Annotated in this window: 12 protein-coding genes; 7 read left to right on the top strand and 5 right to left on the bottom strand. The window is 47.6% G+C overall.

Annotated features, from left to right (window positions below; all coding sequences use genetic code 11):
- Position 1: 1 nt before the first annotated feature.
- Together hxlB and AC6RNO_RS00955 are read left to right on the top strand one after the other, a co-directional pair.
- Complete coding sequence (gene hxlB, locus AC6RNO_RS00950) at positions 2–559, top strand: 6-phospho-3-hexuloisomerase (RefSeq protein ID WP_497104243.1); 558 nt, start codon at positions 2–4, stop codon at positions 557–559.
- 220 nt (positions 560–779) lie between these two features.
- Positions 780–1169, top strand: a complete 390-nt coding sequence (locus tag AC6RNO_RS00955; RefSeq protein WP_474680790.1) for a winged helix-turn-helix transcriptional regulator — start codon at positions 780–782, stop codon at positions 1167–1169.
- A gap of 71 nt (positions 1170–1240) precedes the next feature.
- On the opposite strand, the gene AC6RNO_RS00960 is transcribed toward AC6RNO_RS00955, so the two are convergent.
- Entirely contained in the window at positions 1241–2266 is a 1026-nt protein-coding gene (locus tag AC6RNO_RS00960; RefSeq protein ID WP_488436514.1) for a cation diffusion facilitator family transporter, read from the bottom strand.
- Between the two features lie 831 nt (positions 2267–3097).
- Between AC6RNO_RS00960 and AC6RNO_RS00965 the strand changes: the two genes are divergently transcribed.
- Positions 3098–3478 (top strand): ArsR/SmtB family transcription factor, encoded by a 381-nt coding sequence (locus tag AC6RNO_RS00965; protein WP_488436516.1) that lies wholly within the window; start codon positions 3098–3100, stop codon positions 3476–3478.
- Between the two features lie 14 nt (positions 3479–3492).
- On the opposite strand, the gene AC6RNO_RS00970 is transcribed toward AC6RNO_RS00965, so the two are convergent.
- Positions 3493–4509: a cytochrome d ubiquinol oxidase subunit II gene (locus AC6RNO_RS00970; RefSeq protein WP_488436517.1), complete on the bottom strand. Its 1017-nt coding sequence runs from the start codon at positions 4507–4509 to the stop codon at positions 3493–3495.
- Positions 4506–5855 (bottom strand): cytochrome ubiquinol oxidase subunit I, encoded by a 1350-nt coding sequence (locus tag AC6RNO_RS00975; protein WP_497104244.1) that lies wholly within the window; start codon positions 5853–5855, stop codon positions 4506–4508. The genes AC6RNO_RS00970 and AC6RNO_RS00975 overlap by 4 nt, the downstream gene beginning before the upstream one ends.
- A gap of 406 nt (positions 5856–6261) precedes the next feature.
- Between AC6RNO_RS00975 and AC6RNO_RS00980 the strand changes: the two genes are divergently transcribed.
- From AC6RNO_RS00980 to AC6RNO_RS00995, 4 genes are all read left to right on the top strand, one after another.
- Positions 6262–7083 carry a helix-turn-helix domain-containing protein gene (locus AC6RNO_RS00980; RefSeq protein WP_488436519.1) on the top strand — a complete coding sequence of 274 codons (822 nt, stop codon included), beginning with the start codon at positions 6262–6264 and terminating at the stop codon, positions 7081–7083.
- A gap of 284 nt (positions 7084–7367) precedes the next feature.
- Entirely contained in the window at positions 7368–8222 is an 855-nt protein-coding gene (locus AC6RNO_RS00985; protein WP_497104615.1) for an ABC transporter permease subunit, read from the top strand.
- A gap of 13 nt (positions 8223–8235) precedes the next feature.
- On the top strand, positions 8236–9108 hold the full coding sequence (locus AC6RNO_RS00990; RefSeq protein WP_474680796.1) for a carbohydrate ABC transporter permease: 873 nt from the start codon (positions 8236–8238) through the stop codon (positions 9106–9108).
- Positions 9109–9177: 69 nt separating this feature from the next.
- On the top strand, positions 9178–10782 hold the full coding sequence (locus tag AC6RNO_RS00995; RefSeq protein ID WP_497104245.1) for an extracellular solute-binding protein: 1605 nt from the start codon (positions 9178–9180) through the stop codon (positions 10780–10782).
- A 259-nt stretch (positions 10783–11041) separates the two neighbouring features.
- Here AC6RNO_RS00995 and AC6RNO_RS01000 read toward each other — a convergent pair whose 3' ends face one another.
- Positions 11042–11410 carry an HsmA family protein gene (locus AC6RNO_RS01000; protein WP_497104246.1) on the bottom strand — a complete coding sequence of 123 codons (369 nt, stop codon included), beginning with the start codon at positions 11408–11410 and terminating at the stop codon, positions 11042–11044.
- A 217-nt stretch (positions 11411–11627) separates the two neighbouring features.
- Complete coding sequence (locus tag AC6RNO_RS01005; protein WP_474680799.1) at positions 11628–12143, bottom strand: helix-turn-helix transcriptional regulator; 516 nt, start codon at positions 12141–12143, stop codon at positions 11628–11630.
- Positions 12144–12451 lie beyond the last annotated feature (308 nt).

Consider the following 12451-nt stretch of genomic DNA (forward strand, 5'->3'; position numbering starts at 1 on the left):
TATGGAAACGATCGAATACGCAGTCGAGATCGTCAAGGAGCTCGGGCGCTCGGTGGAGCAGATCGGCGAGGAAGAGGCCGAGAAATTGGCCGATCTTATTTTGCAATCCGGGAAGGTGTTTGTGGCGGGAGCCGGAAGATCGGGTTTAATGGGGCGGGCATTCGCCATGCGCCTGATGCACACCGGGATTGACGCCTATGTGGTCGGTGAAACGGTGACTCCGGGCATCGGCAGGGGCGATATTTTCGTCATCGGCACGGGCTCGGGGGAAACGAAAAGCTTGGTTCCGATGGCCGAGAAAGCGAAAAGTCTCGGGGCGTCCGTTGTTGCCGTCACGATTGCTCCCGAGTCCACCATCGGAAGGTTGGCGGATGTTGCGGTGAAACTGCCGGGTTCGCCCAAAGATCAAGCGAGCGGCGGCCATACGACTATTCAGCCTATGGCTTCTTTATTCGAGCAAACTTTGTTGGTCTTTTACGACGCCGTCATTCTCAGGCTGATGGACAAACAGGGGCTGGACTCCGGCCGGATGTACGGCAGACACGCCAACCTGGAATAAGCCGCGGGGCGCGAAAGCGCCCCCGCACCGCGCGCTGCGCGCGGTGTGGAGACGCATGACGGTCGTCAACCACATCATGTTGTTAGGGTCAATGCGTCCGCATGAGCGGATGCATTGACCTTTTGCCGCTTCGGTAAATCGGCGCCGGCATTAAATAGCGCAAACTATATAAAAACGAACCGTGAATTTATAGTATACTAAGGAAAGGAGGAGGATGATCATGGCCAGTGAAGTCAAAGAACGAATCAATCTTATGGAGATAAATTGCGAGAAAGAATTAACTTTGGCGGTTATCGGGGGGAAATGGAAATTAATCATATTGTGGCATCTCGGCCTGGAGGGAACCAAACGGTTTAGCGAACTGAAAAAGTTGATCCCCCATATTACGCAAAAGATGTTAACCAATCAGCTGCGTGAATTGGAAGAAGATCAGTTGGTCTACCGGAAAGTGTATCCCGAAGTTCCGCCCCGTGTCGAATATACGTTGACCGAACACGGTGAAAGTTTAATGCCCGTATTGAAAATGATGTACAACTGGGGGAAAAATTACGGAGAACGCGTCATATGGAACGAGGAAGGGACTTGTCAGGAGGCAACGGTCACCTTATGATGGCCGATTATGCATGATAAAAGGCTACGATAACTAACTTCATCGCAGCCTTTTTGTTGTTGCCTGCAGCTTTATATCTTGCATTCCGCATGCTGCAGGTTGGATTTTTCCACTTGAATCGTCGTGTGACGGATTTGAAATTTGTTTTCCATTTCGTGAATCGCCTTCTGCAAAATGTCTTGACCGTCCTTATCGTCCTCGATCAGCATATGGCAGGTCAAAGAATCGAGGCCGGACGTAATGGTCCACACATGAAGGTCATGCACGTTAATAACTCCGTCAATGCGTTCCAACGTTTGTTTCACCTGATCCATTTCAATCGTGATCGGCGTGCCTTCCATCAAAATATGGATCGCATTGCGGATTACAGCCCAAGCGCTTTTCAAAATAAGGACGGAGACGACCACGCTGATAATAGGGTCCGCAACGTACCAGCCGAAGGAAAGCATGAACAATCCGGCTATGATCGCGCCAACCGAGCCTAGTGCGTCCCCGATAATGTGCAAGTAGGCGCTTTTTACATTGATGTTGCCCTCGATATCCCCTTGCTTCATCAGCGCCCAGGCGCTTGCCAGATTTGCGATTAATCCGACAGCGGCAATAAGAATCATCGAGCCGCTGGAAACTTCGGGCGGAGCGAAGAAACGGTCGATAGCTTCTTTGATAATAAACGCGGCGATGATGAACAAGGAGACTCCGTTGAACAAAGCCGCCAATATTTCAAAGCGGTAGTACCCGAACGATTTGCGTGGGGACGAAGGTCTGGTCGCGAACCACATGGCTGTCAGACTTAATGCGAGCGAAGCCGCGTCGCTTAGCATATGGCCGGAATCGGAGAGAAGGGCGAGACTGTTCGTAGCGAGTCCTCCGAAAAATTCCAGCAGCATGATGGCGCTCGTAATGATCAGCGCAATGGTCAGCCCTTTTTTGCTATTGGGGGCGTGAGAGTGTCCATGCCCGTGTCCGTGATGGTGGTGGCCGTGACTGTTTCCATGGTTATGTCCGTGATTCTGTCCGTCATGATGCCCGTGCGAGTGATCGTGTTCATGCGAATGATCATGGGAATGATCGCGATGGGAGTGGTTGTGCGACGACATATGTGATCCCTCCTGAATTAATATATGAGCATTTGTTCATATGTATTATATTCCAGAATGCGCCGATTGGCAATAAAAAAGAACAAGCCTTAATTTAGGCTTGTTGAGACTGCTGGAGCCGGCACTAGCGCAATGCGAAACATGCTTGTAAAAGTGCACCGCGCGCAGCTTCGAGCGTTCGGTGTTACGCTGCATGATGGCGGTCGGTCGACCATATGAGGCCTGACCGGAAACCCACACGCCGGAGCCGATCGCGCAATTTGCCAGGTTGTGTGAAGAAAACCTGGCAAAGTGCAGCTTTTTGCCCGGTGATCTCCTGGTAACGGAAAATTCCTGCAATTGTGCAGGCTTTTCGCCGCGAACATGGGCACAGGTACATTTTCATCGAAAATTCCTGCACAATCGCAGGCTTTTCGCCAAAATGAACCATTTCCGAGGAAAAAGCCTGCACTTTCGCAGGCTTTTCCTTGCAAAGCCGCCTTGTCCCCCTCACTTCTGCGCCCGCTACCTGTGCAGGAGAGGGAAGGCCCATTTCAGCACCGCAACCCGTGGAGGAGAGGCATGGGGGGAAGAACGGCCGCGCCGCCTTGTCCCCCTCACTTCTGCGCCCGCTACCTGTGCAGGAGAGGGAAGGCCCACTTCAGCACCACAAATCGAGCAGGAGAGTCGTGGGTTGGGGAAGAACGGCCGCGCCGCCATAGGCGCATAACAAAAGAACAAGTTTTAGTATAAACTTGTTCCCGTGCAAGTATGTGATATGCCCGGTAGTGTAGAGCCGGTTTTTCTTTTTTGTTATAATGAATCAATCAGAAAAAAGAGGGAGCGGTCATAATGGCGGACGTACACGCAGAAATAACACCATTTCAAGAGCAGTGCGATGATTCCTGCGAAGGGACATCCAATGTTGCCGAAATTAAAGAAAAAATGATTTCCGAAACTACCGCGGCGGATTTGTCCGATATTTTCAAGGCTTTGGGAGATCCGACGCGGGTTAAATTGATCTACGCTTTGCTGCAGGGCGAGCTATGCGTCCACGATTTAACGGTTATCCTCGGCATGGGACAATCTGCCGTCTCCCACCAGCTCCGCTACCTGCGCAATTTGCGGATCGTCAAACGGCGCAAGGCGGGGAAGACGGTTTTTTATTCGATTGATGACAGCCATATCGAGCAAATTTTTACGCAGACGCTCCAGCACGTCAAACATAGTTGACCGACCGGCCTGGCTCAAGCCCGCTTGCCCTGCACATAATCGGCGTCAAAGAGGAACAGGCGCATTAACAGGATTAGGGACGGAATCAAAATAAGCAGTCCCGCAATAAAGGCAATCACCAGCGCCATGCCCATAGACGGGTTGGTAAAACTGTCGTGGATCGTAATGTACGGATAAAGAATGTACGGCAAATGGGCTTTTCCGTAACCGAAAAAGGCGAACGCAAACTGCAAAATGACCATGATAAAAGCGAGCCCAAGCCGGCGCTGCTTCCAGACCAGCCAGACGGCGGCCAGAAAACAGAGCAGTGAAGCGCCGAACATCCAGCCCAGATCGAGCATGCTCCGAAAATGGTCCGGATTTTGCCTGCTGATCGCGAAAAATACGAACAGGCTGGCTGCGATGGTCGGAGCGCTCCAAAAGAGGGCGTAGCCGCGTACGATTTTGAACGCCGGCAAATCGTGCGCCCTGTGAGCATAGTAGCTCAGAAACATGGCCGAAATATATAGCACGCTGACAAGCGCCAGCAGGACAACCGCCCAGGTGTACGTGCTTCCGAGAAGCGCGCTCCAGTCCATGACGATGTCTCCGCCGCGCTCGAAAACAACGCCGCCTTCGGAAATGATCAGCACCGCGGACAGCGTCGCCGGGATGAGCAGGCCCGTTGCGCCGTAGATCAGCATGTACCATTTGTTGTCTTTGGAACCGTACGTGCTGAACGCATAGTAGGCTCCCCTGACGGCAAGCAGGACGATGGCGATGCTGCCCGGAACGAGCAGCGCAGTCCCGTAATAGCGGGCTGTTTCCGGGAAAAAGCCGACCATGCCGATGTAGAAAAAGACGAGGAAGACGTTGGTGACTTCCCAGACGGGCGACAAGTATCTTTCGATGACTTTATGAATGATATGCTTTTTCATCGTGATCACGGAATAGTAGCTGAAAAATCCTGCGCCGAAATCGATGGATGCCACAATCAAATAACCGAACAAAAATATCCATAACACCGTTATTCCCAATAATTCCAAATTCATCGTTGACCGCCCTCCTTTGCGATGCCAAGCGCGATTAGCTCGTTCGAGACGTTGTTTTTTCGGAAAAGCTTGGACAGTACTTTAACCGCAGTCAGCGCCAGCACCAGATACAGCAGACAAAACAGGAGCAGCATCGTATCGACCTGTTGGGAAGACGTGGCTGCTTCCGCAACCTTCATATACCCGCGCAAAATCCAGGGCTGCCGTCCGACCTCCGCATAAAACCATCCGGATTGAATCCCGATCATCGACAGCGGTCCGCACAAAATAATGACGAACAGCAGCCACTTCGGATACGGCTTGCCATAGGCTTTGCGGGAAAACCAGAGGTGCAAAACCGCCGCGACAATCGTAAACATGCCAATACTGACCATGATATCGAAAAAATAATGAACGTACAGCGGAGGGCGCAAATCCTCCGGAATATCGTTCAGTCCTTTGACTTCCGCACCCGGTGTGCCTCCGGCCAAAATGCTGAGCGCGTACGGGATTTTCAACCCGTATTTGATCTCACGGTCTTCCGTCAAAATACCGCCGAGCACGAGCGGCGCATTCGTGGAAGTTTCGAAATGCCATTCGGCTGCGGCCAGCTTTTCCGGCTGGTTTTTGGCCAAAAATTTCCCCGACAAATCCCCGATGAAGGCGGTAGCCAGCGAGAAAATGAGACCTGCGGCGACCGTCAGTTTCAGTGCTTTTTTGGCGTATACGGCGTCGCCTCTTTTTCGGAGAAGCGAGTAGGCGGCAATAGCTGCCAGTATGAAAGCGCCGGTCATGTAGGCCGAGGAGAGCACATGGGCCACTTTGGTCGGCATGGAAGGGTTGAACATCGCGAGCAGCGGCTTCACGTTTGTAATCATTCCGTCCTTCAAGGTGAATCCTTGGGGAGTATTCATAAACGCGTTAACCGTTGTAATAAAAAATGCGGAAGCCGAGGAGCCCAAAACGACCGGCACCAGAAGCAGCAAATGAAGCTTCGGTTTGACCCGTTCCCAGGTGTACAAATAGATGCCGAGGAAAATCGCTTCGATGAAAAAGGCGAACGTTTCCAGAAAAAGCGGCAGGGCGATGGCCTGACCGGCTATTTTCATAAAATTCGGCCAAAGCAGGCTGAGCTGGAGGCCGATGGCCGTCCCGGTTACGACGCCAATGGCCACGGTAATGACAAATCCGCGCGCCCATCTGCGTGCGAGCAGCGTGTAGTAAGGATCTTTGCGCTGTATGCCGACAAGTTCGGCGAGCATAATCATCACCGGCACGCCGACGCCGATCGTTGCGAAAATGATATGAAACGATAAAGTAAGCTCCGTGAGCATGCGGCTGTAAAAAACGGGATCGTAGTTAGGCATAAGGTTTCATCTCCTTTTGGCATGGTGTTGGCGGGTTTCAAAAAAGCTTTCTGACAAAAGAGGCAAGCATTACAAAAGCGACGGCAAACATTAAAATCATGAGGCGTTTTTCGTGTTTTTGCGACGGGCTCAAGCGGATCACCTTCTTATCATCATGTTGGGACTGCTTAGTTTTATATTACCGTATGGTTGTGATTTATTTCACATAAACTGTGAAGACGCATTGAACAAAGTTTTACAATATTCAAAACGAAAGGGGGGGATTTGAAATTTCCTTCTTCGGCAGCATGTCCCTATATCTTTCCATGTAGAGTTCCTTGAATCCACAAAAAGATCATAATATAATATATTCAATCAGTAGGTATTGGGTTAATTGTATAATTTTATATTAGAAAGGATAATTTCTATGGAATATGTCGAAATTAATCCTCGAATTGAATTATTCATCAACAGACACTCCACACCCACTTGGATTATTGAAGATGCGACGACAGATTTTGTCGATTTAACATATATTTTTAAGGGAAGGGCTTACTACTCCATTAATGGCACTGTCCATGAAGTCAATCAAGGGGATCTCATATGTATTCCTAAAGGCAGCCGCCGAAGCGCAACCACTGACCCCACAAATTTGATGACCAGTTATGCACTGAACATCCAACTCTATGATCTGGAAGGCAAGGACGTTCATTTGCCGTTTCCTTTAATTTCACATATCGACGAGCCAGAAGAATTGCATTCATTGTACAATGAGTTGACATTTGAATGGTTAAAGAAAAATAAAGGTCATGAATTGAAAGCGCGTGCATTGCTGTTTCTGATTCTTCATTATTATTTCAAGTCTTTGTACTATAAAGACAACAATGCGAATATAGACAAACGCATTCAGAAATCTATTAGATACATTTTAAGCAACTTGCAGAATCAAATTGAAGTTGAGGAGCTGGCATCTGTTGCCGGCTTGACTACCGCGTATTTTGGAACTCTATTTAAGAAATACATGGGGGCATCCGTTAAAGAGTATATCAATAGAATGAAAATCAACAATGCTGAGAATATTCTCCTTAGCGGTGAGTTTACCGTTCGGGAAGCTGCTTATAAATGCGGTTTTGAAGACATTTATTATTTCAGCAAGCTATTCAAAAAAATAAAGGGTTTTCCCCCCTCCAGAATTTTAATAGAAAATAGCAGATCTGATCGGCAGGAATTTGAAACCCTAAACAAGTAGAATAAATCGGACTTATCGCGGAAGCAGCGATAGGTCTTTTTTTATGCAAAGATAGGGGAGTTTAATAAAAATGTTATCCATAATTAATACAAACGGTTAAAAGTTTGTCCATGGATATTGAAAGCGCTTAAAATTACAATTCAAATATAAAAAATACAAAAAGGAGAGTACACCAAATGGAGAGGAACGATGTAATGAAAACGGAAGCAAGCACGAAAACCTCCATTCTTGCAGTCAAAGGAGGTGGCATCGCCTATTTGAAACGACAATGGCCGCTCTACATCATGATGGTCGTTCCGATGGCATTCTTCATCATTTTCAAGTACATTCCGATGGCTGGCGTTATGGTTGCTTTCAAAGAATACAACATATTCAAGGGCGTTTGGGCCAGTCCTTGGGTAGGGTTTGCAGTCTTTAAAGAAATCTTCGCCATGCCCGAGTTTTATAAGGCGCTTCGCAACACTTTGATGTTGAACGTGCTTGGCTTGCTCACATTTCCAGTTCCCATTATTTTAGCGCTTCTGCTGAACGAGTTGCGGGTTCAATGGTACAAAAAGGTAAGCCAGACATTGATGTATCTGCCCCACTTTATTTCCTGGGTCATCGTAGGGGGAATGGCCATTGAATTGCTCTCAACCAATAACGGTTCGATCAATCATATGCTGACGGCGATTGGCGCTTCCCCTATTCCTTTCTTGGAGAAACCGGTGCTATGGATTACAACCTATGTGGGGACCGGAGTTTGGCGTAATGCGGGATGGGGAACGATCCTATACCTCGCAGCGCTTACAGGAATCAATAAGGAATTGTATGAAGCGGCAGAAGTGGACGGCGCAACCCGGATGCGCAAGATCTGGCATGTCACTTTGCCGGGCATCAAGCCGACGATCGTTGTCCTGTTCATTCTTCAAATCGGCAATATGGCCAACATTAGCTTCGAGCAGCCGTATGTGCTGAAAAATTCGTATGTTATGGACTACGCCCAAGTAATCAGCACTTATGTATATTCCGTAGGGATTCAGTCGGCAAGATTCACTCTCGCAACGGCCGTCGGTTTGTTCCAATCTGTAGTCGGATTGATTCTCCTTCTGTCAGCAGAATTCATTTCGAGAAAAATCAACAATCAGGGCATTTTCTAAAGGGGGTACATCCATGATTCAAAATCCGACTGAGAAAATCGGCAATATCATTATTATGTTCCTGCTGGGCATCTTTTGTTTATTCTGTGTTGTGCCGATGCTTCATATTTTTGCTCTATCGCTTAGCGGCAACCGGGCTGTTATGTCCGGCGAAGTGACTTTGTGGCCAATTGATTTGAATTTCGAACCGTACAAGAACGTGTTTGGCGACATGAGTATGATTCGCTCGCTAATGTTTACGGTCTGGCTCGTGACCGGTTATACGGGCGTGAGTTTGATCGCCACTATCTTGGCTGCCTATCCGCTTAGCAGGCGGAATTTCAAGGGAAAGAACTTGTTGTTTGCCCTCATTATCATCACGATGTTTTTTAATCCTGGGATTATCCCGAATTACTTGTTGATTAAACAGCTGCATATGTTGAACAGTGTTTGGTCGCTAGTGATTCCTTTGCTTATCAATGCTTTCTTATTGATTATCTTAAAAACTTCATTCTCTCAGCTCCCGGCTGAATTAGAAGATTCCGCCTGGATGGACGGATGCGGGCACTTCCGTTATTTGATACGGATCGCGCTGCCCCTGTCGTTGCCGATTATAGCGACATTGGCTCTTTATTCGGCGGTCGATCGATGGAACATGTTTCAGGATGCGCTGTTCTATATCAACGACTCACATCTTTATCCGATTCAGCAGAAGCTTTATGAGATCGTGATCAACAGCCAGGTGAACGACGCCACTGCCCAAGAAGGCTTTGGAGGCTCTGCCCCGGTGCCGCAGAGCTTGCAGGCGGCGAGCATCATGTTCGCAACGGTGCCCATTCTACTCGTATACCCGTGGCTCCAACGTTATTTTATCTCAGGCATGCTTGTAGGTGCAGTAAAAGGCTGATAGCTGTCTCGACCGTTTCAAGCGGTTGAATTCACTATACATTCGACAGATTAAAGGGAGGATACAAACATGCGAGTCAAATTTCGCAAAACCATTAACGTAGCAATGGCAGTTTTAGCGACGACCGCTATCTCGCTTGCAGGCTGCAGCAGCTCGCAAAACAGCTCAAGTAACTCGACCACTCCGGGAAGTTCGCCAGCGGCGAACGAGACCCCGAAGGGTCCGCCGATCACTTTAACGGTCGAGCTGTTTGATCGAAGTAATGCGCCGGCAGGCGCCCCGCCAATCACTGACAATTTCATGACGCAGTACATCCAGAAAAACTTTGGCGATCCGAACAACATTACTGTCAAGTTCGTCACCATTCCTCGCTCTGAGGAAGTCAAGAAGCTGAATGTATTGATGGCATCAGGAACAGCCCCGGATCTCGTTTTTACGTATGACAAGCCAACCGTTCAAAGCTACGTGCAAAGCGGCGGTATCGCAGATCTCGGGCCGGCGATCGACAAATACGGTCCACAGTTGAAGAAAGTTCTTGCTCCTACGTTGAAGGACGGCGTTTTTAACGGCAAGCAGTATACCATTCCGGCGCTGCGGGTCATTCAATCGCAAACGACAACAATCGTTCGTAAAGATTGGCTGGATAAATTGAATCTGCCGCTGCCAACGACAACGGACGAGTGGTATCAAACATTGAAAGCGTTTAAAGAGAAGGATCCGGGCAATACCGGCGGAAAGGTTATTCCTTTTTCGTTGATCGATATGTTCCATATTAAGCCGCTAACCAACTCCTTCTGGGATTGGAGCAAAATCACAGAAGAGGATCTGTTCGCCGATCCGGATGGATGGACGCTGCCTGGCAACAAGGAAGCCTTCAAGTTCTTAAACAAACTATATAATGAAGGTCTGCTCGATAAAGACTTCCCGCTTGCGGCAGACTTCAGTCAGACATTCAACAAACAAGTCGTCAACGGCCTCGCAGGGTCTGCTACACCGAACACAAATGATCCGGTTTACAGCGGCTACTATGCGAACCTGAAGAAAAACAATCCTGAAGCTGTTCTCGCGACGATCGATCCGTTCAAAGCGTCGAACGGCAAGTATCCTAAACCGATGTATTCCCCTAGCGGTATTTATCTGATGGTTCCGGCAGCGAGCAAAAACGTCGATTCGGTTATCAAATATTTGAACTGGATGGCGGAACCGAACAATCTTATCGCACTGCAATTCGGAAAAGAAGGCGTTTCTTACAAAACAGGCGACGACGGCATTCCATTTGCATTGACAACGCCTGAAGCCACCCAAATTCTCTTTAATAATCAAGATTACGCCATGATTATGAACGGCAAATATGTAAGCACGGACTCGCCAGACAAGAACATTGCAGCCAACGCAGCCGATCCGCAATTTAAAGACTTTACAATCAGCAGCATTAAGACCGGTGCGCGTGACGGCTATACAGGTCCTCGCGTCGACATTCCAATTCAAGCGGAAATCAAGTATTCGCAGATTCTGAACGACAAGGTCAAGCAGATGTTGGCTAAGATTATTACCGCCAAGTCTACCGAAGTCGACAGTATCTATGACCAGCAGCTCAAGGAATGGAAGGATACGGGGGGCGAAGCCATTATGAAAGAAAGAAGACAGGCGTATCAACAATTTTACAAAAAATAATCCTTAACCGCCTAATGAACTCGGTTCTCTCTATGGGGGGACCGAGTTTCATCATTTTCAACTTTAATGCTTTAACCGATGCAGCCGTTCGGTGGAACAGCATCTATTGTGCTTCCGCGGGAACGAAAAACGTGAAGTTCCGGTACGCGCCGGAGTCGGGGACCACAAGACAGCAACGCCTCTGTTATGAAGTATAACAGAGGCGTTTTTTGCCATGCCCATATCCCTTAATATTCGGGAGATGGGGCAAAGCGATGGCTTATTTGAAAATACTTAGTCCGACCCCAATCAAGTAAGGTACTAACCACAATCCCCAAACCACTAAGCTAAACTTATGGAATTGACCGATTTGCTTTTCCTTCTTTCTCCATAATACAATTGCTGCCCATATGGCATGAATTAGCATCAGCAGAAGGGCGACCATGCCTGTAATACCGTGCAAATTAATCTCTCTGTTTTGGTTCAGCTGCCCCATAAAGCCAGTACCTATTCCATCGAACAATAGACCGGCAAAGAAGAAAGCGAGATGCTTCGGTTTCAGCCGACCTGAAATTTTTTCAGCCCAGACACCGATAGTATAAGCAACCAACGCTAAGTTTATAAACAGAACCGCGAAAAATAATAACATGATTTCCTCCTGAATAGTTTATTTTTGAATAGTCATAACTGACTAATTCATGATTGATTATATATTGCATGATATGATTAGTCAATACTGACTATTTGAATTTTGACTATCTTTAATTTTCTTTCTTGGTAATATTCATGCTAAAACCGACACAAAAAAAGCAGGCTCTGCGCTGCAGCGCAAAACCCGCTATGAAATGTACGAATCGAAAGAAGGCCTATTCTTTTTGTAATTCTTCAATAACAGATTGCAACCAGTTCCTCTCAGCCTGTTTGCATACAAGATGATGCTCGATCGATAAATCAACCCCTCTTGAGAACTTATGTTTAGGCATTTGTTGCAATTCTTCGATTTGTTCGGTCAACCCATTCAAACGCAGCAAGAGACAATCGATCGCTTCTTCTTTGGGTAGATAGTCCATGAACATAAGTCCAATATCGCCCTTGAAGGACGTAGTATCCTGCTCAGACAGGTTTCCACGAAGAAGCAAGTAAAATTCTTCTTCGCCGGCCGGAGTAATGGAATACACCTTTCTCGGCGGGCGGTTTCCTTCCTGGTCCTCGCGTACGCTGATAAAACCTGCAGCGTTCAGCTTGTCCAAAATGGCATACGCTGTAGCTTTTTTCATGGAGGTAACCCTGCTCAAGTTTTTATCGATAAATTCATTAATTTGATAGCCATGCAGACTTTGGGACTTTAATATTCCAAGTAATAGCAGCGTTCTTTCGTCCATAGCCTTCCCCTTCTGCTCGTTCCGATATGATTTATTATATTTTACAATAATTTCATTATTTAATAAAGCTTCAAGGAAGAGCCTATCCCCGTGTTCCTCTCAGTCACTCGCTAACCATTTCCTTGGCAATCTGTAGCATCTCCTGCCATGCTGATCCTCCTCAACTTATTGGAATATTATACAGCATCCTCTGTAGATTTTTCCATTGAGCTGTCCTGTACCAGTTTTGGCTAATTCGCCGTAAGGAAAGTTGCGTTCATTGACGTGACCGGCTTCTTCGTTTAAATTAAATTTATACGAAATCCAAG

It is taken from the genome of Paenibacillus sp. sgz302190 (genome assembly GCF_059820445.1).